Here is a 26,195-nt window from a genome sequence, read left to right on the forward strand (position 1 = left end):
TGCTCCGGAGATCAGTGGATCATTGCGTTTCGGGTATGTTCTGGTTGCTGGTCCAGGGTTTTACGAGCGAGAGAGGCAGCTGTATCAGCATCAAGCTGACCGGAGGCTATGCGTTCTAGCACCGTCCCCATCACAGCGACGGACTGTCGGTAATCGGCAAATTCCGCCTGGAAGGCATCATCAATGGCCTGGTAGACCGCCTGGATTTTCTCTTCGCGGGAGCCGGCATCTGCCGCTGTGTCGTTAATGGCTTTCAGGCAAGCCCGGGCGATGGCGATGTAGCGTTCGGCGTTGGCGTCGTCTTTCTTCATATATGGGGTCCGGCATGAAGTGAATGGTTCGCGCATTGCGGATGTGTGAGTAGATTATGTCATTGCTATACGGTGGTTTCATTTCTTTCTGGTAATCGGGCAGTTTTTCGGGCAGCTCCAGAACCTTGTGCTAGGCTCAAATTCAGTGTGTCGATTTTAGCGGTGCTTTCTGCTTTTCCGCCGGTCCAGGCGGGACATCTAGAGTATTTGCTCTAATTAAAACAAGGACTTACAAGAGTAAAAGCTCTAAAAAAGTTCGATACATGAGGGTTGCAATTAAGTACAATGCCGGCGTTCTCCAATGGTCTAAGACTTTAGTCGTAGACATTTGGGGCGTAGGGACAGATAACAACTGAGCAACAAGCAAGGTGGACTATCAATGAATTACTTTCTGACGGGTGGAACCGGATTCATCGGCCGTTTTCTCGTGGAAAAACTCCTGGCGCGTGGTGGCACGGTTCATGTGCTGGTGCGAGAGCAATCCCTGGGTAAGCTGGACACTCTGAGGGAACGCTGGGGAGCCGACGAGAACCAGGTAAAGGCAGTTATTGGCGATCTGACCAGCCCCAACCTGGGGATTGACGACAAAACCATGGATTCGCTGAAAGGTCATATTGACCATTTCTTCCATCTGGCCGCCGTGTACGACATGGGAGCCGACGAAGAAGCCCAGCAGGCAACCAACATTGAGGGCACCCGCAGCGCAGTCAATGCGGCCCAGGCGATGGGCGCCGGTTGTTTCCATCATGTGTCTTCCATTGCTGCCGCCGGATTGTTCAAGGGCACTTTCCGCGAGGATATGTTTGAAGAGGCGGAAAAGCTGGATCATCCCTATTTGCTGACCAAGCATGAATCCGAGAAAGTGGTTCGTGAAAGCTGCAGGGTACCGTTCCGCATCTACCGTCCGGGCATGGTGATTGGCCATTCCGAAACGGGCGAGATGGACAAGGTGGACGGTCCTTACTACTTCTTCAAGATGATCCAGAAGATTCGCCATGCGCTGCCACAGTGGGTGCCGACCGTTGGCATCGAAGGTGGCCGCCTGAACGTGGTGCCGGTGGATTTCGTGGTCAATGCGCTGGACCACATTGCGCACCTGGAGGGTGAGGACGGCAACTGTTTCCACCTGGTGGATTCCGACCCTTACAAGGTAGGAGAGATTCTCAATATTTTCTGTGAAGCCGGTCACGCCCCGCGTATGGGGATGCGTATCGACTCACGGATGTTCGGTTTCGTGCCGCCATTCATCCGTCAGAGTTTGAAAAACCTGCCGCCGGTGAAGCGCCTGACCAGTGCTGTACTGGATGATATGGGGATTCCCCCGTCCGTACTTTCGTTCATCAACTACCCGACCCGGTTTGATGCCCGGGAGACCGAGCGGGTTCTGAAGGGGACCGATATCGCGGTTCCGCGACTGCAGGATTACGCGCCGGTGATCTGGGATTACTGGGAGCGTCATCTGGACCCGGATCTGTTCAAGGACCGTACCCTGCGTGGCACGGTGGAAGGAAAGGTCTGTGTGGTCACTGGCGGTACGTCGGGCATTGGTCTGGCTACGGCCCAGAAACTGGCCGATGCCGGTGCCATCCTGGTGATCGGTGCTCGCAAGAAAGAGCGTCTGGCCGAGATTACGGCGGATCTTGAGGCCCGTGGTGGGAATGTTCACGCCTACCAGTGTGACTTTGCCGAAATGGAAGACTGTGACCGCTTCGTACAAACCGTTCTGGAAAACCACGGGCACGTCGATGTGCTGATTAACAACGCTGGTCGATCCATCCGCCGGTCACTGGCGCTGTCGTTTGACCGCTTCCACGACTTTGAGCGCACTATGCAGCTGAACTACTTCGGTTCCGTGCGCCTGATCATGGGCTTTGCCCCGGCCATGCTGGAGCGCCGTCGTGGCCATGTGGTCAACATTTCCTCCATCGGTGTGCTGACCAACGCACCTCGGTTCTCAGCCTATGTCGCCTCCAAGTCCGCGCTGGATGCGTTCAGTCGCTGTGCGGCCGCGGAATGGTCTGACCGCAACGTCACCTTCACCACCATCAACATGCCGCTGGTGAAGACCCCGATGATTGCGCCTACCAAGATCTACGATTCGGTGCCGACCCTGACACCGGATGAGGCGGCGGAAATGGTGGCCGATGCCATCGTCTATCGTCCCAAGCGGATTGCCACGCGCCTTGGTATCTTTGCACAGGTGCTGCACGCGATTGCGCCGAAGATGGGCGAGATCGTGATGAATACCGGTTACAGGATGTTCCCGGATTCCCCCGCAGCGGCTGGCAGCAAGTCAGGCGAGAAGCCCAAGGTATCCTCGGAACAGGTGGCCTTTGCGGCGATTATGCGGGGTATTTACTGGTAATCTTCCGGTTAGCCAGCATAAAAAACGCCTCCCTCGGGAGGCGTTTTTTTGTGGTCGTCAGTTATTCTATTCTTCTGTCTCGCTTAGCAGGGGCGGAGGGAACCCCCCCAGTTCTTTCCAGCGATTGACGATACCGCAGAACAGGTCGGCGGTTTTTTCCGCATCATAGGCCGCCGAGTGCGCTTCCTTGTTACTGAAAGGAATGCCGGCCAGTTTGCACGCCTGTGCCAGTACGGTATGGCCATAGGCCAACCCGGCAAGCGTGGCGGTATCGAAGGTCGAGAACGGATGGAAAGGATTACGCTTGATGTCCGAACGCAGGGCAGCCGCGAACACGAAGTTGTGATCGAACGTCGCGTTGTGGCCTACCAACACTGCCCGTTTGCAGTCATGGGCTTTGACGGCCTTGCGAATGGGGCTGAAGATTTCACTCAAGCCTTCCCGTTCGGGCACGGCTTCACGCTCCGGGTTCCAGGGATCAATTCCGGTAAAATCGAGCGCGGATTGTTCCAGGTTGGCACCTTCAAAGGGGTCGATCTGCTGAACGTGGGTTTCCGTACGCTTCAGCCAGCCGTCTTCGTCCATGGTCAACAGGACCGCAGCCACTTCCAGAAGGGCGTCTTTTTCGGGATTGAAGCCGCCGGTCTCGACATCAACAACAACCGGGAGAAATCCCCGGAAACGTCGGGCCATCGGATGCGGTTCTTTGTTTTCGTCAGTCACTCAAACTCCTAGGGATTGGCCGGGGTACTGCGTTAAAGGTAAAGGGCTGTCCTGTTCAGGCACCTGTCAACTGCCAGGTCAGTGTCTCGCCAGCGCGAAGCGGAACAATGGTGCCGTCTGCCAGTGGCAGTTCCGCAGGCATCGTCCAGCTTTGTCTGACCAGTGTAATGGTGTCGGTATTTCGTGGCAGGCCATAGAAATCCGCGCCATTGAAACTGGCAAAGGCTTCCAGCTTGTCGAGAATGCCCAGCTCCTCGAAAATCTCGGCGTACAGGGCAATCGCGCCGTAGGCGGAGTAGCAGCCGGCACAGCCACAGGCGGTTTCCTTCTTGTCTTTGCCATGGGGCGCGGAATCCGTACCGAGGAAGAAGCGCTTGTCGCCACTGGCGACCGCGTCCCGCAGGGCCTGTTGGTGCCGGTTTCGCTTCAGGATCGGCAGGCAATAGAGGTGGGGGCGAATACCACCCACCAGCATGTGGTTGCGGTTGTACATCAAATGCTGCGGCGTCAGGGTCGCGGCCAGGTTGTCGCCCTTGTGCTGGCGGACGAACTCGGCCGAGTCGGCCGTGGTAATGTGCTCCAGCACGACCTTGAGGTTCGGAAACGCCTCGAGGGTCGGCGCCAGTACGCGTTCCAGGAACACCTTCTCCCGATCAAAAATATCAATATCCGCATCGGTCACTTCGCCGTGGACCAGTAACAGCATGCCACAGTCGGCCATGGCCTCCAGCACCGGGTAGATCTTGCGGATGTCAGTCACGCCGGACGCAGAATTGGTGGTGGCCCCGGCCGGATACAGTTTGGCGGCGACCACACCGGCGGATTTTGCTTCGCGGATGTCCTCCGGGGTGGTGGATTCCGTCAGGTAGAGAGTCATCAACGGTTCGAACGGGATGTCACCGGCCGCATCGAGGATGCGCTGTCGGTAAGCCATGGCATCGCTGTCGGTGGTTACCGGTGGCACCAGATTGGGCATGATGATCGCGCGGCCAAAACACCGGGCGGTGGCCGGCACCACATCGTTCAGAACGGCGCCGTCTCTTACGTGCAGGTGCCAGTCATCGGGGCGGGTGATGGTCAGTTGTTCGGTCATGCGGCGTTTCCAGCTATTTGTAGGGCCGGGCGGATGCCGGCGTAAATTTTGGCGGGATTATACCAGATGCCGTTTGCAATTGTTTCCAGGCCGAGGCTAAAGAAAGGATTCGTGCGGCCGTTAAACAGGGAGTAACCCAGATACTGACGGAAAGATGCCATGGTCAGACTCTCAACCTTGTTTCCGCGCACAGCCACGCTCGCTTCCATGGTGTTGATGGGGGCCAGTGGTACGGCCCTGGCGTCCAGTTTTGGTGCCGGTATCGAAAACAGCCAGTGGTATGTTTCGGAGTCGGTGTTCGAATGTTCCATTGTGCATGAAGTCCCGGGTTATGGCCGGGCCGTTTTCCGCCACAAGGCCGGAGAACAACTGTCGTTTTACCTGGAGTCCGATACCGCATTGATGCGGCCGGGCAAGGGTAGTCTGGTGGTCGAAGCGCCGGCCTGGCGTCCGGGTGCCGCTCCACGAAAGGTAGGGGCTGTCAATGTGGGTGAGGGACGCCGGCCGGTGGCTCTCAGTTCCCGTCAGGCCATGGTGATTGCCCGGGGCCTGCTGGATGGCATGACCCCCACCGTCACGAGGGAATCCTGGTACGACCGCAGTCCGGTCCGGGTGCGGGTTTCCAACATCAATTTTGCCGGCCAGTATGAAAGCTATCGAGCCTGTACCACCAATCTGTTGCCGGTAAACTACGATCAGATCAAACGATCACGGATTCCGTTTCGAGCGGGCAGCACCGGCCTTTCCGAGGGTGACAGGGAACTGCTGGATAACATCGTGACCTATGTGCAGGCGGACTCCACGGTGGAGCGCATCTTTGTCGATGGCCATACCGATAGCAGCGGCAGTCGCATTGATAACCGTGCGCTGTCGGAAGAGAGAGCCAACGCGGTCGCCGACTATCTGATCGAGAAGGGCGTGCCTCAGGATCTGATCACTGTTCGCGCCCACGCTGACCAGTACCCGGTTTCCCGGCGCCCCGCCGACAACCGGCGTACCACTATCCGGCTGCAGCGGGAAGGTGAGCGGCCGGAGCTTCAGCAGGCCAACGGCTATGAGGCCGGATATTCCGGTTAACGGACAGAACTCAATACTTCCAGGTGGGCGTTGACGCTTTCTGCCAGCGCCCTCAGGTGGTACCCCCCCTCCAGAGTTGAAATGATCCGGTCATTGGCGTGGTCACTGGCCACGCTGGTGAGCATTTCCGTCAACCAGCGGTAGTCATCCACTTCCAGATTCAGCTCCGCCATCGGGTCAAGCCGATGGCCGTCGAACCCTGCCGACACCAGGATCACCTGGGGCCTGAAATCCTGCAGCTTTTTCAGCCAGCCGGCTTCCACGGCTTTGCGGTAGTCCAGTGCCGAGCAGTTCGATTCAATGGGGATGTTGACGATATTTTCCGGCTGACGGTGCACGTGTGAGTGGGGGTAGAACGGGTGCTGAAAGCTGGAGCACATCAGTATACGTTCGTCACCACCAATAATGTCAGCCGTGCCGTTACCCTGATGCACATCAAAATCGATAATGGCGACCCGTTCCAGATGATGGAAGTTCAGTGCCCGCATCGCGGCCAGGGCAATGTTGTTGTAAAAGCAGAATCCCATGGATTTGCTGCGCTCGGCATGGTGCCCGGGAGGCCGCGCGCAGACAAAGGCATTGGTGACCTGAGAGCTCATCACCATGTCGACGGCCTGGATATTGGCTCCGGCTGCCAGTCGTGCGGCGCGCAGGGTGTCTGGCATCATGGCGGTATCAGGATCGGTGAAGACCCGCCCCCGGGTCGGTTGCATCAGGTCCAGCTGGTGGAGGTATTTCTCCGGGTGGACGGTCAGTAGTTGGTCCCGGGTGATTTCATCCGGTCGCACCCAGTCCAGTACATCACTCATTCCGGAATCAGACAGGTAACTGATGATGGCGGAAAGCCGCTCCGGCGACTCCGGGTGTTCCGGGCCCATGTTGTGCTTCAGGCAGTCATCGTGAGAGAAGAACGCTGTGGTCATATGGATCCTGACTACTCTTATCCCGCATGCGTTTATCCTGCATGGGAGGTTTCTGCTTGTATTTCCATCAATATTATCAGGGATGGTAGGTGGTTGCCGCGTTTCTTTGGTCTTATAGGGGTAATCGACATTTTACATCAGGAAACAACCGCCTAAGATAAGGATAGCCTCATCAACGATTGAAAACGGCAAGGAGTTTGCGTTTGAGCACCCGCTATCTGGAAAGTCTCTTTAACCCTTCGTCCATAGTGGTGATCGGTGCTTCCGAGCGGGCGGACAACCTTGGCGGCATGGTGTTGCGTAATCTTCTGGGTGGCGGCTATCCGGGCCAACTCCTGGTGATCAACCAGAACGACTACGACAACGTCCACGGCGTGCCTTGTGTCCGGAAGGTGTCGAAAATGGAGTTCTGCCCGGATCTGGCGATTATCTGTACACCGCCGGATACGGTGCCCAAAATGGTGCGCAAACTCGGCGAGGCGGGGGTACGTACCGCTATCGTAATGACGGGTGGGATGTCCCGTACCCACAGTAAAACCGGTCAGCCGTTGATGTATTCGGTTCGGGACGCCGCCCGGGAGACCGGAATCCGGGTGCTGGGTCCCAATACCATCGGGCTGATGGTGCCGGCGAGGAGCCTGAACGCAACCTATGCCCATATGGGCGCCATTCCGGGCAAGGTCGCGTTTGTCGGCCAGTCCGGTACTGTGGCCAGCTCCATTATCGACTGGGCGTTTGCCAGGGGTGTGGGTTTTTCCTACTTCCTGACCCTTGGCGACGGCATGGACATCGACCACGATGACCTGATCGATTACCTCGCCCAGGACAGCCAGACCCGCGCCATCCTGCTCCACATCGAGAATATCCCCAACCCCCGGCGCTTTATGTCGGCCGTTCGGGTTGCTTCCCGTACCAAGCCGGTCATTGCGGTCAAGAGCGGACGCACCCCGGAATCGGAATGGTTTGCCCATCAGTTGCCTGCCGGCGTCACACGTAGCGACCCGATATACGATGCCATGCTGCAGCGAGCCGGTGTGCTCCGGGTGGATGGTCTCGGCCAGATGTTCGATGCCCTTGAGACCCTGACCCGAATGCGCCCGTTACGCCGGGAGACCCTGGCAATTATGGCCAATGGTGTGGGGCCGGGGGTGCTGGCGGTTGACCGGCTGATTGATCTGGGTGGTGAGTTGGCCAGCCTGTCGGAGCATACCATCGAGGCGTTGGCGGAGAATCTGCCCCCGTACTGGACCCGGAAGAACCCCATTGACCTCAACTACGATGCGTCCCCGGACCTGTATGCCAAAGCCATCAAGATCCTCGCCAAGGATCCGGAGGTGGCGAACGTATTGGTTATGTACGCTCCCAGTCTTACGGAAGACAGTCTGCAGATCGCCGATGCAGTGGTTCATGCCGCCAAGGGTAGCCGGTTGAATGTGTTTACCTGCTGGTTGGGGCAGAGCACCGTGATGGATGCCCGCGAGGAATTCTACCGCGCTGGGCTCCCGTCGTTTTTCAACCCGGAAAAGGCGGTAATGGCCTTTATGCAGCATGTGCGTCACCAGCGGGTTCAGCGCCTGCTCACGGAGACGCCGGAGTCGTTCACGGATCATTTCGATGACCGGACCCAGACCCGTCGTGTAGTGATGGGGGCTATGCGTTCCGGACGGATGCACCTGTCGAACCGCGAAGCGCGGGAAGTGGTTCGGGATTACGGTATCAATACGATTGAAACCATTTACTGCGATGATGTGGAAGAGGTGCTGGAAGCATTCGCGGTAGAGCGTCGCCCGGTGGATATCACGGTGATTCATCAGCAGACCTGTTACCCGTTTCTGAAGCTGAGTACCGGGCAGCGTCGGTTCAAGGGGACCATTCAGAAGCTCAACAGTGAAGCCGCGATCATTGAATCCTGTCGGGTGCTGATGGACGAGTACCAACAGCATTTCCCGGACAGTGGGTTCCTCGGCTTTGCGGTGCAGCGATCCTACCAGCATGTGGGAGGGATCGAATTCAGCGTCGGTATTACCAGGGACTCGATCTTCGGGCCCCTGGTGGTGTGTGGTGCCGCCGGTGCCCAGATCAACGTCATGACCGACCGCCAGATTGCGCTACCGCCCCTGAACATGGTGCTGGCCCGGGAGCTATTGCGTCGTACCTATATGTATAAGCTGTTGAAGGAACACAGCCTGAAGCCCGAGGAGGACATCCGGGCGGTGTCGGAAACCCTGGTAACCCTGTCCCAGATTGTGATCGATATTCCTGAGATCCGCGGCCTGGAAATTTCGCCACTACTGTTCAACGAGCAGGGCGCTGTCGCGGTGAACATTGCCATCGACCTGGACGACAAACCCGGGCGGCCAATCATTCAACCCTATCCCCGGGAGCTGGAAGAGTGGATCATGCTGCCCAAGTCTGGTCGCAGGGTGATCATCCGACCGGTGTTGGCGGAAGATGAACCGGCCCACCGGGCCTTTCATGAGCTGCAGTCACCGGAGTCCATTCGCTACCGGTTCTTTCAGTATCGCAAGCATTTCTCCCGTGAGGACGTCGCCCAGATGGTGCAGATCGACTACGACCGGGAAATGGTTTTCATCGCCAATGCCCCCAGGGAAGATGGGGAAGGGGAGGAAACCCTGGGAACCGTCCGCGTCTGGACCGATGCCGATAATCTTCGCTGCGAGTTCGCCGTCATGGTGCACGACAATATGAAGGGGGAAGGCCTCGGTGTTGCCTTGATGCAGAAGATGATTGATTACTGCCGGTCACGGGGAACCGTGGAAATGGTCGGTAACGTATTGCCGGATAACCGGCCCATGCTGCAGTTGGCGGAGCACCTCGGGTTCGAGATTCAGTACAACATGGAAGAGGAAGTGATGGATTTGCGGTTGGTGCTGAATGAACCGGATAAGGACTGGCAGCGGGAGCGTCTGCTCAAGAGCTCCCACTGACAGTCAAGTGTCCCGTCTGGCTAATTCGTTAACCTGCTGCGTGACACTAGCTTCAGGCCTCTTCGACAATCGCTGAACGGTCTTCGCCACCCAGGGCTTCCAGCAGGCCCGGAATGAGCCTGGCCAGTTCCAGGGTCATCAGCGCAAACGCAGCATCAAAGCGGGCGGCAGCGTCATCCGCATCCACGTCGTCGAGTTTCTCCTGCAGGGTATCGCCGAATTTGAGTCGGCGGATGCCCAACTCCTCGTCCAGTACGAACGACAGGCTGTCGTCCCAGGTGACGGCCAGCTTGGTCACCTGCATACCCGTGTCGAGGTGGTTGCGGATCTCGTCGGCCTGGAGGTCAAGCCCCTTACAGCGCACAACCCCACCGTCTTCGGATGGATCCTTGAGCTCGCATTCGCTTCCCAGTTCGATTGTGGACGGCAGGTCAATGCTCTCATTCAGCCAGCCAGTGAAGGTGAAGGCCGGGGCCTGCTCCACAGCCGGTGGTCTGACCGGCAGGGAACCGAGGCTCTTGCGCAGGAATGACGCCAGATCTTCAGCCTGCTTGGAGGAACCGGCGTCGACGACAAGCACGCCGTCTTTGGGTGCCAGATAGGCGAAGCAGCGGCGGTTTTTGGAGAAGGCCTGGGGTAGCATTTCCAGCATCACCTGTTCCTTGATCTCCTCTTTTTCCTTGCGGCGTACCTTGCGACCCTGTTCGGCTTCAATGGCTTCGGCACGCTCTTCGACCAACTCCTTTACGACGGGGCCAGGCAGGATTTTCTCTTCCTTACGCAGTGCGACGAGATGATAGCCGTTGGTGCTGTGCACCAGCATGTCGCTGTGTTTACCCAGCGGCGGGACCCACCCCTGGCGTGTGGTTTCCTGTGGACCGCAAGGCTTGAATACATCGCTCTGCAGCTTTTCTTCCAAAGCTTCAGCGGTAATATCGAAAGGCTTGGTAAAACGAAAAACACGGGCATTACGAAACCACATCAGGGTCGATCCTTGTCAGAGTTTCAAAATGGGGAAGGGATGATACGGCCACCGGTCAGTGGCCGTAAAGTGCTAACGCTGGCGGCACATCACAGCTGCATGATTTCTACCATGACGGTTTTTACAATGAAGCCGACGACGCCTGCGCCCAACACGGTAAACAGGGCAATGGTGCCAAAACGGCCGGCCTGAGACTTCTTGGCGAGATCCCAGACAATAAAACCCATCCAGATGATCAGGCCGGTGAGAAGTACCAGCATGGCAATCTGGGAAAAGACTGCTTCGTTCATTCAATACTCCGGAAATAATGACAGGGTTACTGTTCATCCCGCAGGAACAGCCAGTTCTTCTCATCTGACTGTTCTTCGCAGAAGTAGTAACCCTCAAGGTTAAAGCCTTTCAGATCGTCCGCCTGGGTAATGCCGTTTTGAATGGCATAGCGGCACATCAATCCACGGGCCTTCTTGGCGTAGAAGCTGATCATCTTGTACTGGCCGTTCTTCCAGTCCTTGAACTGTGGCGTGATCAGGCGGCCTTTCAGGTCCTTCTTGCGAACGCTTTTGAAATATTCGTTGGAAGCGAGGTTGACCAGAACACCGTCATCCTCTGCCAGCAATCGGTTCAGTTCACCCGTGATCCGGCCGCCCCAGAACGCGTAAAGATCTTTGCCGCGGGTGTTCTCGAACTTCGTGCCCATCTCCAGCCGGTAGGGTTGCATCAGATCCAGGGGCTTGAGCACGCCGTAAAGGCCGGAGAGCATGCGCAGGTGTTTCTGGGCAAACTCGAACTCTTTGTCACTGAAGCTTTCAGCATCCAGGCCGGTGTAAACATCGCCCTTGAACGCGAGGATAGCCTGGCGGGCATTCTCCGGTGTAAATGGCGTATGCCATTGCTGGAACCGGTCGGCATTCAGTTGTCCCAGCTTGTCGCTGATGTTCATCAGGTTGCTGACCTGATGAGGTTCCAGAGTCTTGAGCTGGTCGACCAGTTCGCAGGCGTCATCCAGGAAGTCCGGCTGGCTGAATGTCTCGGTCGCCAGCGGGCTCTCGTAATCCAGGGTTTTGGCCGGGGAAATAACCATCAACATGTCAGGCTGTCCTCATTGCAGAAAAGTCAGTAACTGGTCCCGGTTGAAGGGCCAGTCCAGCTCGGCGCCGGTGTCGTTGCGTCGCAACACCGGGATACGGGTGCCGTACCGCTCCACCAGGGCCTCGGACTGGGCAATGTCCACCACATCCACAGGGATGGGAGCCGGCATGGGAGTGTTTACGAGCAGGGCTTCGGCCAGTTCACACAGGTGGCACTGGGACGTGGTATAAAACAGCAATTCCATTATTTCGGCTGAGCGTCCAGTTGTTGGCCATTGACGCCTGCGCTGTCCTTACCCATCAGGTACAGGTAGCTCGGCATCAGCTCTTCCGGAGCCGGGTTCTGCCGGGGATCTTCCGCCGGGTAAGCGTGGGCGCGCATGTTGGTGCGGGTGGCTCCGGGGTTCAGGCTGTTGACGCGCACATTGTGGCGCTCGTCGTCCAGTTCCTCTGACAGTAGCTGGCTCAACCCTTCCACTGCGAATTTCGATACGGCGTAGGCGCCCCAGTAGGCTTTGGCCTTGCGTCCGACGCCCGACGACGTAAAGATGACCGAGGCATCGGTAGACTGGCGCAGCAATGGAATGACAGCGCGTGTCAGCAGGAATGGGGCAGTGGCGTTGACTTGCATAACCTGGTTCCAGGTTTCCGGATCGTACAACTCCACCGGGCTGCGAGTACCGAGGATGCCGGCATTGTGCAACAGACCGTCAAGCCGACCGAAGTTGTCTTCAATGGTCATGGCCAGCTCTTCGTACTCCTTGACCGCCGCGCCTTCCAGATTCAGGGGCGCAATGGCTGGTTTGGGGTGGCCGGCAGCCTCAATTTCATCGTAGACGGATTCCAGTTTTGATACGGTCCGGCCGAGAAGGACCACGGTGGCGCCATGGGCGGCGTAAGCCTTTGCAGCTACACGGCCGATGCCGCTGCCGGCTCCCGTCACCATGATGATGCGGTCTTTCAGCAGATCTGCCGGTGCCTGATAATCTTGCATAACCTGTCTCCGATTTGGGAAACCGATGGGTCTAACGTTTGAGTGGGGCTATTGTAACAGTTTTGCCAGGTCCTGGACGGTGTCGGCCACCAGGTCTGCTTGCCACAGGTCAACGGTCTCGGGTTCCTCGATGTAGCCATAACGCACGGCAATGGTCTTCATGCCGGCATTGCGGCCAGCTTCGATATCCCGCTCATGATCGCCTACGTAGATGCCCTTGGCCGGATCGGCGCCTATATGTTCACAGGCGAGGTGAAGGGCCTCGGGGTGGGGTTTGCGGTGGGTGACGTGATCCGGGCAGACCACCACGGCACAGCGTTGCGCCAGACCAAGGGCTGCGACCAGTGGGGCGGCGAAGCGTACCGGCTTGTTGGTGACAATGCCCCAGGGAATGTTCCGGGACTCCAGATCACGGAGAATGGCGTCCATGCCCTCGAATAACCGGGTTTCAATGGCGACACCTTCCTCGTACAGGTCCAGAAAGGCCGTGTGCTTCTCCAGATAGTCCGGGTGCTCCGGTTCCAGCCCGAAACCAACGCGGATCATTGCCCGTGCGCCGTTGGAAACGGAGCGGCGGATGGTTTCCGGTGGCAGCGGTTCCAGGCCGTGATGGCCCCGCAACAGGTTCAGGCAGCGAATAAAATCCGGCGCGGTATCTATCAGTGTGCCGTCCAGATCGAACAGCACGGTCGAAGGGTGCAGGTTCACGGTTGCGAGTCACCCTCCCGGGTGTCCAGAGCGTGCATCATGTAGTTCACGTCCACGTCCCGTCCAAGGCGGTACACCTTGGTGACCGGGTTGTACGTCATGCCGGTCAGCTCCTGTACATCCAGCCCCGCATGACGGAGATGATCCGACATTTCTGACGGACGGATGAACTTGCGCCATTCATGTGTGCCCTTGGGCAGTAATCCCAACACGTATTCCGCGCCAACAATGGCAAACAGGAAGGACTTGGGGTTGCGGTTGATGGTGGAGACAAACAGGTGGCCGCCAGGCTTGAGCATGGCAGCACAGGCCTTGATGACCGATGATGGATCGGGCACGTGCTCCAGCATTTCCAGGCAGGTCACCACATCGTACTGCCCGGCGTGTTCCGGATCCGCCGCCAGGGCTTCCACGGTGATTTGCCGGTAGTCCACCTTGATACCGCTCTCCAGGCCATGCAGCCTGGCCACCGACAAGGGGGCTTCACCCATGTCGATCCCGGTGACGTGGGCACCACGGCGCGCCATACCTTCTGACAACAGACCACCGCCACAGCCCACATCCAGAACCTTTTTACCGGCAAGCGGCGCGCGTTCGTCGATGTAGTTCAGGCGCAGGGGATTGATGTCATGCAGCGGTCGGAATTCGCTGGTCGGATCCCACCAACGGCTGGCAAGAGCCTCGAACTTGGCGATTTCGTTGTGGTCTACATTCTGATTGCTCATAGTCAGTTCTGCCTGATTGAAAATAGGGTAACGGTCAGGGGACGTGTCCGTCTCATTGATTACGAATCCGGTCAGACCAGGATTGCACCCTGAGCATCAGGTCCGGCACGTCGATCCGGGTCAGCCGGCCATCCTGCACCTGGGGAATGCCGTTGATCCAGCTGTGGCTGACCTGACGGCCGTGGTTGCTGTACACCAGATGCGACGCCGGGTCATAAACCGGCTGCAGGAAGGGGTCGCTCAAATCGACAGCTATGATATCTGCCAGTTTACCACTTTCCAGTGAGCCAAGGTCGCGTTCGCGACCCAGAGCCCTGGCACCCTGTATGGTGGCCATGGCAATGGCCTGATGGGCGGGCAGTGCGGCTGCATCCCCGGCCACCACCTTGGCGACCATGGCCGCGGTGCGGAGTTCCCCAAACAGGTCCAGGTCATTGTTGCTGGCAGCGCCGTCGGTACCAATGGCGATGTTAATGCCAGCCTCTGACAGCTTCTGCACCGGGCACAGCCCGCTGGCGAGCTTGAGGTTGGACTCCGGGCAGTGAATCACATGGGCGCCGGACTGTTGCAGTAAGGCGATATCGGAGTCGTCAATCTGGGTCATGTGCACACACTGGGTGCGGTTGTTGAGAACGCCCAGATCTGCGAGCCTGGCAGTGGGGCGTTTGCCGGACTTCTCCAGTGCTTCCGCTACCTCAAACTCTGTTTCATGCAGGTGAATGTGGATTGGCGCACCGGTGTCGGCTGACAGTGCCACCGCCCGCGTCATCGGGTCATCGGATACCGTGTACGGTGCGTGGGGACCGATGGCCGGCATGATGTAATCATCCCCTTGCCATTGCCGGATAAAGTCCGCCCCTTTGCTGAGATACTCATCCGGACCGGAGCCCCAGGGCGTCGGAAAGTCCAGCAGCGGAAAGCAGACCTGCGCGCGCATCCCGGCATCGTGGGCCATCTGGGCGACCACCTCCGGAAAGAAGTACATGTCCGAAAACGTGGTGGTGCCGGTGCGCAGCATTTCGGCCATGGCCAGCTGGGTGCCATCGGCAATGAACTCCTCGCTGATAAACGCACCTTCGGCGGGCCAGATATGATCGTTCAGCCAGGTCATCAGCGGCAGGTCGTCTGCCATACCCCGGAACAGTGACATGGCAGCATGCCCATGCATGTTGATCAGACCCGGCAATACCACGTGGTTGTCCAGGTCTATGGTTTCACGGACATGGAAGCGGGTGTCGGCCTCTTCCCGGGGTACCACCGCTGCAATCCGGTCGCCCTGGATGATCACTGCCTGATTGTGCAGTACGGTATTAGCGGGTTCCACCGGAACGAGCCAGCGGGCGTTGATTCGAATATCGGCTGCAGTGATGGTATCTGCCGTCATGTACCCTGCCTTTTGGGTCCGTTTCGGGCCTCTGTCACCATGGACAGATCCCGGAGAATGTAGCCGGAAAGTATAACCAGCCACCGCCCGGAGAACTACCCTGGATTCAGGGCTGAGAATATTGCTTTAAGGCAGGTATACTGGCCTGCTCTTGTCATCTGTTTCATCTATCGGAGTTCGCTGATGCCGAAGTCATCCAACCCGTCCGCAAGCCGTGCAATTGGGACTGTTGCCATGCGTTGGCATGAGAGCAGTCTGGAGCTGCTGGACCAACGGCTACTTCCCGCGGAGGAGCACTGGATTACGCTGGAAGGCGCCGCCGGTGTGGCCCAGTGTATTCGCGATATGGTGGTGCGTGGCGCGCCTGCCATCGGTATCAGTGCCGCTTACGGGGTGGCGCTGGCGGCCCGCCATGCGGGCGGTGGCGACTGGCAAGCGGAAATAAAACAGGCCATCCGTGAGCTGGCGGCATCCCGCCCGACCGCAGTCAATCTGTTCTGGGCTCTGCAGATCATGGAGCAGGAGTTCCACGGCTGTCATTCGCTGGATGAGGCCGTTAAGCGCCTTTCGGCGATGGCAGTGCGCATCCATGAAGATGATCTGGCGGCTAACCTTGCCATGGCCGACCACGCCCTGGAATTCATGGCCCCGAAAGCACCGTTTTCGGTACTGACCCATTGCAACACCGGGGCACTGGCGACCGGAGGCTACGGCACAGCCCTGGGTGTTATTCGTCGTCTGCACGAGAAAAAACTATTGAAGCGGGTGTTTGCCGATGAAACCCGCCCCTGGCTCCAGGGGAGTCGGCTGACCGCGTGGGAGCTGGCGCGGGAGGGTGTTCCCGTGACCCTGAATGCCGATGGCGCAGCCGCTGCGATTCTCGCCCGCGGTGATGTCAAATGGGTTGTGGTGGGTGCTGACCGGATCACTGCCAATGGTGATGTCGCCAACAAGATCGGTACCTATAGCCTGGCGGTGCTGGCACGCCATCACAAGGTCGGATTCATGGTGGTGGCGCCTTCAAGCACCGTGGATATGGCTCTCGAGTCGGGACAGGATATTCCCATCGAGGAGCGCGAGGGCAGTGAGGTGAGACAGATCAAGGGTGTTTCTATTGCGCCGGACGGCGTGAGTGTGTTCAACCCGGTCTTTGATGTGACACCCGCCAGCCTGATCGATGTCATTGTTACCGAGAAAGGGGTTGTCCATAACCCCAATATTACGGGCATGAGGGCGTTATTCGGCTGAACCCTCGTATTTTTCCTGGAGTTCAGCGACCTTCTGCTCCTGCTCTTCGACAAAATGCAGGGACATCTCAAAGCTTTGGCGGGTGAACTCAAGAACTTTCTGGAACCCCTCGTCCGAGAGCGTCCGAGCATCGTCGTGGCGGCGGAAGATGTTGATGAATTCCCGCTCCCGCTCAAACTGTAAAGGCAGACGGCCGATGCCCCAGTCATTAAGAATCTGCCAGACTTCCGGGTTGTAGTTGCGGGTAGTGCGCAGAATGAAGGGAATCGGGTCGTTGCGGGCGATCAACGCGGCAAGCCGGAGAATCAGCTCGAATGACAGTGTCGCGGTGCCATTTTCCACGGCTTCCAGAACCGACTTGTCCTTGAGATTCAGCGCCTCGCTCATTTCGGATAAGGTTAGCCCGGCGACTTCGCGTATGTCCCTGAGTGATTGTCCCGCCGTCAGCATCATCCGCAACTGATCCTGGGAATTAATCAACGCCTTGCCGACCCGCAGGGAGGTGTCGGTTGAGCGGGCCGCGAAGCGCAGAGCGGAGCCGGTCATGCCAGTGATACGGTTGACCAGGGATTTCTGATCGCGGGATTCGGCTCCCTGCTCAAGCCCTTCCACCTCTTCCAGGGACTTCATGGCATGCATGGCGTCCATAAGCATGCCCTGGAGCATCTGTGCTTTCTTGCGATCGTCTTCTTTGGCGGTCATTGGTAGCCTTGTTGGTCCGGCGTCAGGCGTTGTTTCAGCGAGCCTGTGCGGTGATTTGCCTGGGGTTCAGGATGGATGCCATGCGCTGATCCAGCTCAAGCATATCGGCCATGATGTGACCACCCTCGCGGATAATAAAATCGAGCTCTTCATCCGTGCTATTGAGATCGGCTGCCTGGACATCCTGCCAGTCATCAAGCTCTTCCAGCGTGTCGAACGGCTCTTCACCACGAAGTTCGCGGCGCGCATTGGCAATCGTCAAACGTGTGCGCTCAATTTGCGATTGGTGCGCTTTGCGCTGATCGTGGTTCAGGCTTACCGACTCCAACTCCCGCTGCTCCTTCAGGAAATTAATTTCCTGCTGCAGCAGCCGGAATTCCGGGTTGGCCTCAAACCGTTCTTCATGGCGTTGGCGCAGTTCGTCGATCACGCCGCTGAAGTCGAAATAACGGGCATGGGGCACCGCTTCAATCTGATCCCAGGGCAGGGCGTGATCCAGGGCATCTTCGCCAATGCGGGTCTTGTCGACCCGGGAAGGAATTTCGATATCCGGAATAACGCCCTTATGTTGGGTGGAACCGCCGGATACCCGGTAGAACTTGGACTGGGTGATTTTCAGCTGGCCGTGGTTGAGCGGACGTACCGCCTGTACGGTGCCTTTGCCGAAGGTCTGGGAACCCACGACCAGGCCGCGACCGTAATCCTGGATGGCACCGGCGAAAATTTCAGAGGCGGACGCGCTCATGCGGTTTACCAGCACTACCAGCGGGCCGTCGTAGGTTACCGAAGGGTCGCCATCGGTGAGTACCTGCACATCGTTATTGGAATTACGTATCTGCACCGTTGGGCCCTGGTCTATGAACAGGCCCACCAGGTCGTTGGCTTCATGCAACGCACCGCCGCCGTTGTTGCGCAGGTCCATCACCACGCCGTCCACTCCGTCTGCCTTCAGTTCTTCAATCAGGTTGCGGACATCGCGGGTGGTGCTCTTGTAGTTGGGGTCACCCGCCTGCATGGCCTGGAAGTCGGCATAGAAGGTGGGAATGTTGATGACGCCAATCTGGTAGCTCTGGTCGCCCCGCTGAAGTTCGATGACGTCCTTGCTGGCGCTCTGCTCCTCCAGTTTGACCTTGTCGCGCTGGATGGCAATGGTCTTGGTGACGGTTTCGTCGGTAGCACTGGCGGGAATGACTTCCAGAGTCACCGTGGATTCCCGGGGACCGCGAATCAGGTCCACCACTTCGTCCAGGCGCCAGCCGATGACGTTAACCGGCTTTTCTTCATCTTCCTGGGTCACTGAGACAATGCGATCCGCCGGCTGGAGCTGGCCCTGCTTGGCTGCGGGGCCGCCCGGAACCAGTCGCACCACCTTGGTGTATTCATTGTCGGCCTGGAGGACCGCGCCAATCCCCTCGAGGGACAGGCTCATGTTGATATTGAAGTTTTCTGAGGTACGAGGCGAAAAGTATGAGGTATGGGGGTCCCACATGCCGGTAAAGGCATTCATATAGGCCTGGAATGCGTCCTCACTGCGGGCCTGGTAGGCGCGCTTGAGCTGGCCTTCGTAGCGTTGGCGCAGGCTTTCTTCAATGGCTTCGTCATCGGAGCCGTTCAGCCGCTGCGCCAGGACCGCGTTCTTGACCCGTTTCACCCAGAGTTCATCGAGGGCTTCTTCGTTGGGTTCCCACCCTGTCTCTGAACGGTCCAGGAGAATGGTTTCCTCGGTATCGAAATTCAGGTTTTCTATGCCCTGGTCAATGAGTGAGAGGGCAAAGTTGAGGCGTTCGATCATCCGTTGCTGGACGAGGTTGTAGATGTCAAAGCCGGGTTGCAGTTGCCCGGTTTTAAGGGCAGAGCCGAGCCCCGTGCGAATCGCCGAGAATTTCTGGATGTCTGCCTGGGTGAGATAGATCCGCTGGCCATCCAGGTAGTCCAGGTAGGCATCGAAGACGTCACCGGAGAGCGAGTCATTGATGCCGAGATTCCGGAAATGGGTGAACTGAAGCTGGCGGGCAATCAGTATATTGGCGCGCGCCTGCTCTACCGTGGGAGTGACAGGTTGGTACTGTGCGTCCCGATCGATAGCGCCAGAGACTGAAAACGGCATGGCCAGCATCAGAGCGAGAGTGATGCCTTTGGCCAGCGGCCGGGCTTGCATGTTTCTGGTGATCAATCGTTGCGCAATGCTCATAAACGTTTTACCTGACGGTGCATGGCAATACAGATATGCCTGGCGGGTAAGCTGCGTGGGTAGGTCCCCATGAAACAGATACGCCTGACCGGTATCGCCGGATTTGGCTTATAGATTTATTGTAGGCAAGCGTCATAGTGGTTGCCATAGCCCCGACGTATCGGTTCGTGACAATCTGTCCATAATGTGGGCAGGTTTGTAGTCGGATCAGGAGAACGCAGGGAGGGGCGGGGGCCGTATAGCCCCCGCCTTGCACCGGTTACGAGAACTGGGCGTTGGTTTCGGCTTTCTCCAGCAGCAGTGCCGGAGGAGCAAAGCGGTCACCGTACTGGTCCGCCAGTTCTCTGGCCCGTTCAGCAAAGGCTCTCACACCATACTGGTTGATGAACTGGATGGCGCCACCAGTCCAGGGCGCGTATCCGATACCGAAGATACTGCCGATGTTGGCGTCTTCCACGGTTTTGAGTACACCTTCTTCCAGACAGCGGACCGTTTCGATGGCCTGAATGAACAGAATGCGATCCTTCAGGTCCTGGAGCTTCACGGCACTGGCCTTTTCGGAATCCACAAACAGGTTTTCCAGTTCCGGCCAAAGATATTTCTTACCGTTGGCGGGGTACTCGTAGAACCCGGCCCCGGCGGCCTTGCCCTTGCGATTGTGGGTTTCCACCATTTGATCAATCACCGCCTCTGCCGGGTGGGGCTGCCAGGTACCACCGGCTGCCTCGGTGTCCTTCTTGCTCTGGGCGCGGATATGTTGCATCAGGGTCAGGCTGACTTCATCGGAGATGGCCAGGGGCCCGACTGGCATACCGGACAGAACGCCCGCATTCTCGATGCTGGAAGGGTGTATCCCTTCGCCCAGCATGGAAATTCCCTCGTTTACGAAGGTGCCGAATACCCGAGAGGTGAAGAAGCCCCGGCTGTCATTGACCACGATGGGGATTTTGCCAATCTGCTGGACGTAATCGAATGCTCTCGCCAGGGTATCATCCGAGGTTTTCTCGCCAACAATGATTTCAACCAGCTGCATCTTGTCCACGGGAGAGAAGAAGTGCAGACCGATGAAGTTATCCGGCTTGGCGGAAGCCTCGGCCAACTGCGTAATCGGGATAGTCGAGGTGTTGGAGGCAAAGATACCGTTGTCCACCAGTTTGGGTTCCGCCTCCTGGGTGACCTTGGCTTTCAGGGAGCTGTCTTCAAAGACGGCTTCGATCACCAGATCGCAACCTTCCAGGTCGTCGGCAGAATCCGTGGCCTTGATACGGCCCAGTACTTCGGCTTTCTGCTCTTCGGTCATGCGGCCCCGGCTGACTTTCTTGGCCAGCAGTTTTTCGGAGTAGCTTTTGCCTTTCTCGGCGTTTTCCACCGATACATCCTTGAGGACAACCTCAACCCCGCGGGTTGCGGTGGAGTAGGCGATGCCAGCGCCCATCATGCCGGCACCCAGAACGCCCACCTTCTTGAAGGTTTCCTTTTCGACGCCCTCAGGTCGGCTGCCACCAGCGTTGATGGCGTTGAGCTGGAACCAGAAGGTGCCGGTCATGTTCTTGGCCACCTGGCCAATAACCAGCTCGGCGAAATAACGGGTTTCAATCAGGCTGCCGTTGTCGAAATCTACCTGAGCGCCTTCCACGGCGGCGGAGAGAATGCGCTCCGGTGCCGGGTAGCAGCCCTTGGTCTTCTGCTTGAGCATGGCCGGTGCAATCGCCAGCTTCTGTGCCATGGCCGGGTGATGGGGCGCACCGCCGGGCAGTTTGAAGCCTTTCTGATCCCACGGTTGCTGACATTTGGGGTTGGCTTCGATGAAGGCGCGGGCCTTGGTCATCATGTCTTCTGGTGATGACGCCAGCTCATTGACGATGCCGGCTTTCAGGGCGGCCTTGGGTTTGACCTTTTTGCCTTCCATCAGGAACGGGAACGCGGCCTCCAGGCCGATCATCCGGGGCAGACGCTGGGTGCCGCCACCGCCGGGCAGCAGGCCCAGAGTGACTTCGGGCAGGCCCAGCTGGATGCTGTCGTTGTCCAGCACAATGCGGTGATGGCAGGCGAGGGCAATCTCCAGACCGCCACCAAGCGCAGAGCCGTTAATGGCAGCAACAACCGGTTTGCCACAGGTTTCCAGCGCCCGCATTTCGGCTTTCAGGCCGTTAACCATATCTTCGAAAGCCTGCGCATCGTCGCGGGTGACTTTGTGCAGTTCTTTCAGGTCACCACCGGCGAAGAAGGTTTTCTTGGCGGATGTAACGATAATGCCGCGGATGTTGTCGAGGTCTTCTTTGATCTTTGCAACGGTCTCGGTCAGCCCCTGGCGGAAGTCCGCATTCATGGTGTTGGCGGACTGGCCCGGCATATCAATGGTCAGGGTCAGAATCTGGTCTGAACCCAGTTCGTATCGGATGGCGCTCATAATTCGGTTCTCCTGTCAGAAAAAGTGTCGGGCTCAGATGCGTTCGATGATGGTGGCAATACCCATGCCGCCGCCCACGCACAGGGTGGCGAGACCGAAGCGCAGTTCACGGCGTTCCAGCTCATCGAGCAGCGTGCCCAGAATCATGGCGCCGGTGGCACCCAGCGGGTGGCCCATGGCGATGGCTCCGCCGTTGACGTTCACTTTTTCATCCGGAACAGACAGTTCTTTCTGGAAACGCATAACCACGGAGGCAAACGCTTCGTTCACTTCAAACAGGTCAATCTGATCGACCGTCATACCAGCCTTTTCCAGGGCCTTGCGAGTAGCAGGAGCAGGACCGGTAAGCATGATGGTGGGGTCGGTGCTGGTCACCGCGGTTGCCACGATGCGTGCCCGGGGTTTGAGTCCCAGGGCCTTGCCCTTGGCTTCGCTGCCAATCAGCATGGCGGTGGCGCCGTCCACAATGCCGGAGGAGTTGCCGGCGTGATGTACGTGGTTAATCTTTTCCACGTAATGGTACTTTTCCCGTGCGACGCCATCGAAGCCCATCTCGCCCATCATCTGGAAAGAAGGTTTCAGTCCTGCCAGTGATTCCACTGTGGTGTTGGCGCGGACCTGTTCATCGCGGTCCAGGATGATGACACCGTTCTGGTCTGTAACGGGAACGATGGATTTGACGAAATGGCCCTTTTCCCAGGCATTGGCCGCTTTTTGTTGGGATTTCACCGCAAAACGATCCACGTCCTCACGACTGAAACCTTCGATCGTTGCGATAAGATCGGCGCCAATACCCTGGGGCATGAAGCCGGTGTGCAGGTTGGTGGCGGGGTCCGTTGCCCAGGCGCCGCCGTCAGAACCCATGGGCACGCGGGACATGGCCTCCACGCCGCCGGCCACGACCATATCTTCCCAACCAGAGCGCACTTTCATGGCTGCCAGGTTGACGGCTTCCAGGCCGGAAGCGCAAAAACGGTTGAGGGTAACGCCAGCCACTTTTTCATCCCAGTCGGCTGCCAGAGCCGCTGTTTTGGCGATGTCCGCCCCCTGATCGCCAACGGCAGTGACACACCCCATCACGATATCGTCTACCTGGGCGGTATCCAGGCTGTTTCTTTCCTGCAGTGCGTTGAGAACGGTGGTCAGCAGCGTGATGGGTTTGACGCTGTGTAGGGAACCGTCTTTCTTGCCGCGCCCCCGAGGGGTGCGTACTGCATCGAAGATATACGCTTCGGTGGTCATTTCTATTCCTCTGGTGGTTATTGTTCCAGGACAATTGTCCGATGTAGTAACCATAGCGGGTTGCAGGCATCCCGGGTAATGACGCCGGCTGCCAATCGCATTGGCGAAAGTGCTCACAGCTTCCATGACAAGGGGGCCGGGGGGATCTATGGTTTAAACACTGGCATGGGTAAACAGGAGGGTGAGGATGTCCCTTAGAGACGGAATCAATAATTTCTATGAACGGCTGGTGGAAGATGCGATCGACGCCACCCGACAGGACTCCGATACCACCGACTTCCTGACCGATGTGATGTGCGTTGCCCTGAACCGTTTGCCAACACGCTACTACCGTCATTCCATCGATATGATGTTTTATCTGGGAGATGACGAGCTAAAGGGTATGAAGCAAAAATCCCTGGCCGCCGTTAAGGAGGCCAGGGATTTCGTGGAGAGCCATCAGCGAGATCAATAGCCATCAGCGGGATCAATAGCCCATCAGCCGGCCAGCGCTCCAATCGCCTGGTTCAGGCGGGCCGCCAATTGACTGTCAAGCGCGTCCTGGGGTTGCTGTGTGCACCAGTTCGCCACCAGCGACTCCAGTTGCCGATTCTTGTCGATATCCGTATCACCGGAATTCCCCATGCCATCAGCCAGACGCTGGACCTGAATTTCCATTCGTCGCCCCTGATCCGAGTCCGGAGAGGGAGAGCCAGTAAGAATCTCGGCACGAATCACCAGTTCCCTCGCATCCATGGCGTCGGAATCGCTGGCGAGCGAGGGCCATGAATCCGGAAGTTCAGCGGTGTCCAGATTTCCGTTAAGCCGGGCCTGCACATGGGCCTGCCAGGATTGCACTTCGCCCCTTACTTTCAGGGTGTCCAGCATCTGGGTCAATCGGCGTTTTTCCTGCGCTACACGTTCCCGGACCTGCGGTGAAACGGCATTCTGTGCGAGGGTTTTGAGGTTGCCCAGGGCGTTTTCAATGACGCTGCTATCGGACTCATCGCTGTCCAGGGCCTGGCTTTCGGCAAGCACAGCTTCCGCTCGTTCGTCCGCTTCCCGGGTGGCTTCCTGCTGTTCAGACTTCCGGGCATCACGACGTGCGAAGATTTCGTCACAGGCTTTGCGGAAAGCCTGCCACAGTTTACGGTCTTCCCGGTGTCTGGTGATGCCGATTTGCTTCCACTCGGTTTGCAGTGCCTTGGCCAGATTCATCGCTTCGGTGAGGGGTTCGTGGTCCACCAGGGCATTGGCGCGGTCGACGATGTCCTGCTTCAGTGCCTCGTTTTTCTGACGTTCAGCGTCCAGGGGAGATTCCAGCTGCTTCAGCAGGCCATCAAAGCGTTTCTGAACCGGTCGATTATCACGAAACTCAATGGGCCACGCTGCTTTCCACTCCTGACGTGCGGTTTGGTGAATGCGTTCGGCCGACTTCCAGTCGATGGTGGACCAGTCAGCGTTGTTGAGGAAGGTTTCCAGTTCCTCACAGATCGCCTTTCGTTTCTCCAGATTGGCCTGTTTGAGGCCGGATTTTGCGGAGAAATAGGCTTTGCAGGGTTCATAAGCCTTGTCCGAAGCAGCCTTGAAGCGGCTCCAGAGTGCACGGTCAGACGAGCCGCCCAGTTCCCGCCATTCATTTTGCAGTTCGTGGATGCGCTCGGCCTTGGCCTCGGGCTCCATCGGCTGGGTCGCCAGGTATTCCATCTGTTCGCACAGGGCTATCTGTTTCGGTTCGGTCGCAAAGCCCTGCCAGTCTGTCAGCTCCCTGAGTTGCCCGCCCAATAACTGCATGCGCGACTGGAACGGTTTGCCGTGCCGGTGATCCAGATCCTTGAGTTGATGTTGGGCATGTTTGAACAGCTGCCTGGATTCTTTGAGCTGCTTGGCTTCTAGCGCGGCGTCCAGTTTTTCCAGGGTGGCTCTCAGGGCCTCGGCGTGTTGCTTCTGTTCCTTGCTGTCACGTTGTGGCTGCGTGTTTGGTCTCGCGGTGCCGGCTACCTTGTGCGCTGCTACCAGCTGCGATGGCCGGCTGAACTCTTCCGGCCAGTCGATGGTCTTGATCAGTTCCCGTGCAGAATTTTGCCGGGTCTCATCCCCAGGCTGGGCTTCTGCGATGGAAGTCAGTTCATCCTTGTGCTGAGCAAGTCGCTTCAGTGCTGCAATGTAATTACGCAGCGGCTGCATCCGGTTTTCGTAGGTTTTCTGTTCGTGTTTTTCTACCGGCGTTTCCCTGGTGGCTTCCAGCCAGCGGTTTTCCTGGGTCTTCTGCAGCGCATCCAGTGATGCCAGGGAGGGGATCTGCTCTGGCGACTGTTGTCGGAGCTCATCCAGTGTCGTTTGCAGCAACTCGAGCGTTTCCGAACGTTGCTTTTGCTGTTCCTGCTGCCGGATCGCCTGTTCAGCTTCGGATTTCAGCTGTTCCACTCGCTCCCGGCAGCGGCGAACCGATTCAAGGAATTCCGTGGTTTGCTCCGCTGAAGCATCCTTCTCCACCTCCGACCACTGTTTCAGCAGGGTGTCCAGGCGCGCCTCATAGAGCTTGGTGTCCTCGCTGCGGGCCTGCTCTCCAGCCTGGAGGACCAGAGCCTGTATCCGTTCCCGGGTTTTCTGTTGTTGCTCTTCCCTGCTACGGATGTCCTGCAAGGTCTGGCGGACCAGTTGATACACTGTTTTGTCACGGCCTTTGGCTTCCTTTTGTACCCGCTGTAGGCGGGATTTGTCCGTGAGCTGTCCGGCTGCTTCGCTTCGGATGTCAGCCGTTAATCCGCTGATGGCCAGCTTTTCCAGCTGCTCACCAGTGGGGGTGTTGGCCAACTGCTGCAGTTGCTCCGCGCGCTGTTCTTTTCTCAGGTCCACTTCCGGGGTGTCTGCCTTGGGTGAGGGGACGGCTTTTGCCGTGCCCGGTGTCGCTCCCGATTTGCCGGTGGATTTGCGGTTCTTGAACAGTTTCTGGATGAATGCAGCCATCAGGGTATCCTTGAATATTGAAACCAGTTCCCGGTGTGGGGCACAGTGTGCCGGCACCGACCATCGGCATCCCAACAGGGGAGCCGGAGAAGTCAGCGGACTACGGGATATCGCAGTCGCTTTGGTAAAGTG

At 58.0% G+C, this 26,195-nt stretch carries 23 protein-coding genes; 5 read left to right on the plus strand and 18 right to left on the minus strand.

What is annotated here, in order from left to right; translation table 11 throughout:
• Positions 1 to 11 precede the first annotated feature (11 nt).
• Positions 12 to 311, minus strand: a complete 300-nt coding sequence (locus Q0Y21_RS14665; RefSeq protein ID WP_297797040.1) for a hypothetical protein — start codon at positions 309 to 311, stop codon at positions 12 to 14.
• 379 nt (positions 312 to 690) lie between these two features.
• Between Q0Y21_RS14665 and Q0Y21_RS14670 the strand changes: the two genes are divergently transcribed.
• Entirely contained in the window at positions 691 to 2,676 is a 1,986-nt protein-coding gene (locus Q0Y21_RS14670; RefSeq protein ID WP_297797043.1) for an SDR family oxidoreductase, read from the plus strand.
• Positions 2,677 to 2,742: 66 nt separating this feature from the next.
• Here Q0Y21_RS14670 and rnt read toward each other — a convergent pair whose 3' ends face one another.
• The 3 genes from rnt to Q0Y21_RS14685 are packed head-to-tail and all read right to left on the minus strand — an operon-like array spanning position 2,743 to position 4,653.
• The gene (rnt, locus tag Q0Y21_RS14675) at positions 2,743 to 3,399 is read right to left on the minus strand and encodes a ribonuclease T (protein ID WP_297797046.1); all 657 of its coding nucleotides are present in this window, start codon (positions 3,397 to 3,399) and stop codon (positions 2,743 to 2,745) included.
• A gap of 55 nt (positions 3,400 to 3,454) precedes the next feature.
• Positions 3,455 to 4,492: a dihydroorotase gene (pyrC, locus tag Q0Y21_RS14680; protein WP_297797050.1), complete on the minus strand. Its 1,038-nt coding sequence runs from the start codon at positions 4,490 to 4,492 to the stop codon at positions 3,455 to 3,457.
• Complete coding sequence (locus Q0Y21_RS14685; protein WP_297797053.1) at positions 4,489 to 4,653, minus strand: hypothetical protein; 165 nt, start codon at positions 4,651 to 4,653, stop codon at positions 4,489 to 4,491. Before Q0Y21_RS14685 ends, pyrC begins: the two co-directional genes overlap by 4 nt.
• Before the next feature lie 46 nt (positions 4,654 to 4,699).
• Between Q0Y21_RS14685 and Q0Y21_RS14690 the strand changes: the two genes are divergently transcribed.
• Entirely contained in the window at positions 4,700 to 5,569 is an 870-nt protein-coding gene (locus tag Q0Y21_RS14690; protein ID WP_297797167.1) for an OmpA family protein, read from the plus strand.
• Here the strand turns inward: Q0Y21_RS14690 and Q0Y21_RS14695 are convergent.
• On the minus strand, positions 5,566 to 6,492 hold the full coding sequence (locus Q0Y21_RS14695; protein WP_297797056.1) for a histone deacetylase family protein: 927 nt from the start codon (positions 6,490 to 6,492) through the stop codon (positions 5,566 to 5,568). The two genes, Q0Y21_RS14690 and Q0Y21_RS14695, sit on opposite strands and share 4 nt — an antisense overlap.
• Before the next feature lie 203 nt (positions 6,493 to 6,695).
• On the opposite strand from Q0Y21_RS14695, the gene Q0Y21_RS14700 reads away from it, so the two are divergent.
• The gene (locus tag Q0Y21_RS14700; RefSeq protein WP_297797059.1) at positions 6,696 to 9,440 is read left to right on the plus strand and encodes a GNAT family N-acetyltransferase; all 2,745 of its coding nucleotides are present in this window, start codon (positions 6,696 to 6,698) and stop codon (positions 9,438 to 9,440) included.
• Positions 9,441 to 9,492: 52 nt separating this feature from the next.
• Here the strand turns inward: Q0Y21_RS14700 and rdgC are convergent, their stop codons facing one another.
• The 8 genes from rdgC to Q0Y21_RS14740 all read right to left on the minus strand — a co-directional run bounded on the left by rdgC (position 9,493) and on the right by Q0Y21_RS14740 (position 15,321).
• Positions 9,493 to 10,422, minus strand: coding sequence for a recombination-associated protein RdgC (rdgC, locus tag Q0Y21_RS14705; RefSeq protein ID WP_297797062.1), 930 nt, complete (start codon positions 10,420 to 10,422; stop codon positions 9,493 to 9,495).
• A gap of 89 nt (positions 10,423 to 10,511) precedes the next feature.
• On the minus strand, positions 10,512 to 10,712 hold the full coding sequence (locus Q0Y21_RS14710; RefSeq protein ID WP_297797065.1) for a DUF2788 domain-containing protein: 201 nt from the start codon (positions 10,710 to 10,712) through the stop codon (positions 10,512 to 10,514).
• A 26-nt stretch (positions 10,713 to 10,738) separates the two neighbouring features.
• Positions 10,739 to 11,509, minus strand: coding sequence for a peroxide stress protein YaaA (yaaA, locus tag Q0Y21_RS14715; protein WP_297797068.1), 771 nt, complete (start codon positions 11,507 to 11,509; stop codon positions 10,739 to 10,741).
• Between the two features lie 12 nt (positions 11,510 to 11,521).
• Positions 11,522 to 11,755, minus strand: a complete 234-nt coding sequence (locus Q0Y21_RS14720; protein WP_297797073.1) for a glutaredoxin family protein — start codon at positions 11,753 to 11,755, stop codon at positions 11,522 to 11,524.
• On the minus strand, positions 11,755 to 12,504 hold the full coding sequence (locus Q0Y21_RS14725) for a YciK family oxidoreductase (protein WP_297797076.1): 750 nt from the start codon (positions 12,502 to 12,504) through the stop codon (positions 11,755 to 11,757). Before Q0Y21_RS14725 ends, Q0Y21_RS14720 begins: the two co-directional genes overlap by 1 nt.
• 48 nt (positions 12,505 to 12,552) lie before the next feature.
• On the minus strand, positions 12,553 to 13,212 hold the full coding sequence (locus Q0Y21_RS14730) for an HAD family hydrolase (RefSeq protein ID WP_297797079.1): 660 nt from the start codon (positions 13,210 to 13,212) through the stop codon (positions 12,553 to 12,555).
• Complete coding sequence (gene ubiG / locus Q0Y21_RS14735) at positions 13,209 to 13,937, minus strand: bifunctional 2-polyprenyl-6-hydroxyphenol methylase/3-demethylubiquinol 3-O-methyltransferase UbiG (protein ID WP_297797082.1); 729 nt, start codon at positions 13,935 to 13,937, stop codon at positions 13,209 to 13,211. The genes Q0Y21_RS14730 and ubiG overlap by 4 nt, the downstream gene beginning before the upstream one ends.
• Positions 13,938 to 13,989: 52 nt before the next feature.
• Entirely contained in the window at positions 13,990 to 15,321 is a 1,332-nt protein-coding gene (locus Q0Y21_RS14740; protein WP_297797084.1) for a TRZ/ATZ family hydrolase, read from the minus strand.
• A gap of 183 nt (positions 15,322 to 15,504) precedes the next feature.
• On the opposite strand from Q0Y21_RS14740, the gene mtnA reads away from it, so the two are divergent.
• A complete protein-coding gene (gene mtnA / locus Q0Y21_RS14745) occupies positions 15,505 to 16,569 on the plus strand; it encodes an S-methyl-5-thioribose-1-phosphate isomerase (RefSeq protein ID WP_297797087.1) in 1,065 nt (354 codons plus the stop codon).
• Here mtnA and Q0Y21_RS14750 read toward each other — a convergent pair.
• The 4 genes from Q0Y21_RS14750 to Q0Y21_RS14765 form a co-directional block, all read right to left on the minus strand.
• A complete protein-coding gene (locus Q0Y21_RS14750; RefSeq protein WP_297797090.1) occupies positions 16,558 to 17,271 on the minus strand; it encodes an XRE family transcriptional regulator in 714 nt (237 codons plus the stop codon). The genes mtnA and Q0Y21_RS14750 overlap by 12 nt on opposite strands.
• A 34-nt stretch (positions 17,272 to 17,305) precedes the next feature.
• Positions 17,306 to 19,462 (minus strand): carboxy terminal-processing peptidase, encoded by a 2,157-nt coding sequence (locus Q0Y21_RS14755; protein ID WP_297797092.1) that lies wholly within the window; start codon positions 19,460 to 19,462, stop codon positions 17,306 to 17,308.
• A gap of 259 nt (positions 19,463 to 19,721) precedes the next feature.
• On the minus strand, positions 19,722 to 21,872 hold the full coding sequence (locus tag Q0Y21_RS14760) for a 3-hydroxyacyl-CoA dehydrogenase NAD-binding domain-containing protein (RefSeq protein ID WP_297797095.1): 2,151 nt from the start codon (positions 21,870 to 21,872) through the stop codon (positions 19,722 to 19,724).
• Between the two features lie 33 nt (positions 21,873 to 21,905).
• Positions 21,906 to 23,114, minus strand: coding sequence for an acetyl-CoA C-acetyltransferase (locus tag Q0Y21_RS14765; RefSeq protein ID WP_297797098.1), 1,209 nt, complete (start codon positions 23,112 to 23,114; stop codon positions 21,906 to 21,908).
• A gap of 187 nt (positions 23,115 to 23,301) precedes the next feature.
• Here Q0Y21_RS14765 and Q0Y21_RS14770 point away from each other — a divergent pair, with 187 nt between their 5' ends.
• The gene (locus Q0Y21_RS14770) at positions 23,302 to 23,568 is read left to right on the plus strand and encodes a late competence development ComFB family protein (RefSeq protein WP_297797101.1); all 267 of its coding nucleotides are present in this window, start codon (positions 23,302 to 23,304) and stop codon (positions 23,566 to 23,568) included.
• Between the two features lie 23 nt (positions 23,569 to 23,591).
• Here the strand turns inward: Q0Y21_RS14770 and Q0Y21_RS14775 are convergent, their stop codons facing one another.
• Positions 23,592 to 26,063, minus strand: coding sequence for a DUF349 domain-containing protein (locus tag Q0Y21_RS14775; RefSeq protein WP_297797104.1), 2,472 nt, complete (start codon positions 26,061 to 26,063; stop codon positions 23,592 to 23,594).
• Positions 26,064 to 26,195: the final 132 nt, after the last annotated feature.

It is taken from the genome of uncultured Marinobacter sp., assembly GCF_947259545.1.
In the GTDB taxonomy this organism is placed as follows: domain Bacteria; phylum Pseudomonadota; class Gammaproteobacteria; order Pseudomonadales; family Oleiphilaceae; genus Marinobacter.

Excerpts from the sequence above, each read along its gene's own strand:
- Q0Y21_RS14665 (WP_297797040.1), bottom strand. The coding sequence starts at position 311 with ATGAAGAAAGACGACGCCAACGCCGAACGCTACATCGCCATCGCCCGG.
- Q0Y21_RS14690 (WP_297797167.1), top strand. The coding sequence starts at position 4,700 with ATGGTGTTGATGGGGGCCAGTGGTACGGCCCTGGCGTCCAGTTTTGGT.
- mtnA (WP_297797087.1), top strand. The coding sequence starts at position 15,505 with ATGCCGAAGTCATCCAACCCGTCCGCAAGCCGTGCAATTGGGACTGTT.
- yaaA (WP_297797068.1), bottom strand. The coding sequence starts at position 11,509 with ATGTTGATGGTTATTTCCCCGGCCAAAACCCTGGATTACGAGAGCCCG.
- Q0Y21_RS14740 (WP_297797084.1), bottom strand. The coding sequence starts at position 15,321 with ATGACGGCAGATACCATCACTGCAGCCGATATTCGAATCAACGCCCGC.
- pyrC (WP_297797050.1), bottom strand. The coding sequence starts at position 4,492 with ATGACCGAACAACTGACCATCACCCGCCCCGATGACTGGCACCTGCAC.
- Q0Y21_RS14685 (WP_297797053.1), bottom strand. The coding sequence starts at position 4,653 with ATGGCATCTTTCCGTCAGTATCTGGGTTACTCCCTGTTTAACGGCCGC.
- Q0Y21_RS14770 (WP_297797101.1), top strand. The coding sequence starts at position 23,302 with ATGTCCCTTAGAGACGGAATCAATAATTTCTATGAACGGCTGGTGGAA.
- Q0Y21_RS14765 (WP_297797098.1), bottom strand. The coding sequence starts at position 23,114 with ATGACCACCGAAGCGTATATCTTCGATGCAGTACGCACCCCTCGGGGG.
- Q0Y21_RS14710 (WP_297797065.1), bottom strand. The coding sequence starts at position 10,712 with ATGAACGAAGCAGTCTTTTCCCAGATTGCCATGCTGGTACTTCTCACC.
- Q0Y21_RS14750 (WP_297797090.1), bottom strand. The coding sequence starts at position 17,271 with ATGACCGCCAAAGAAGACGATCGCAAGAAAGCACAGATGCTCCAGGGC.
- Q0Y21_RS14775 (WP_297797104.1), bottom strand. The coding sequence starts at position 26,063 with ATGGCTGCATTCATCCAGAAACTGTTCAAGAACCGCAAATCCACCGGC.
- Q0Y21_RS14670 (WP_297797043.1), top strand. The coding sequence starts at position 691 with ATGAATTACTTTCTGACGGGTGGAACCGGATTCATCGGCCGTTTTCTC.
- Q0Y21_RS14725 (WP_297797076.1), bottom strand. The coding sequence starts at position 12,504 with ATGCAAGATTATCAGGCACCGGCAGATCTGCTGAAAGACCGCATCATC.
- Q0Y21_RS14695 (WP_297797056.1), bottom strand. The coding sequence starts at position 6,492 with ATGACCACAGCGTTCTTCTCTCACGATGACTGCCTGAAGCACAACATG.
- Q0Y21_RS14755 (WP_297797092.1), bottom strand. The coding sequence starts at position 19,462 with ATGAGCATTGCGCAACGATTGATCACCAGAAACATGCAAGCCCGGCCG.
- Q0Y21_RS14760 (WP_297797095.1), bottom strand. The coding sequence starts at position 21,872 with ATGAGCGCCATCCGATACGAACTGGGTTCAGACCAGATTCTGACCCTG.
- Q0Y21_RS14720 (WP_297797073.1), bottom strand. The coding sequence starts at position 11,755 with ATGGAATTGCTGTTTTATACCACGTCCCAGTGCCACCTGTGTGAACTG.
- rdgC (WP_297797062.1), bottom strand. The coding sequence starts at position 10,422 with ATGTGGTTTCGTAATGCCCGTGTTTTTCGTTTTACCAAGCCTTTCGAT.
- ubiG (WP_297797082.1), bottom strand. The coding sequence starts at position 13,937 with ATGAGCAATCAGAATGTAGACCACAACGAAATCGCCAAGTTCGAGGCT.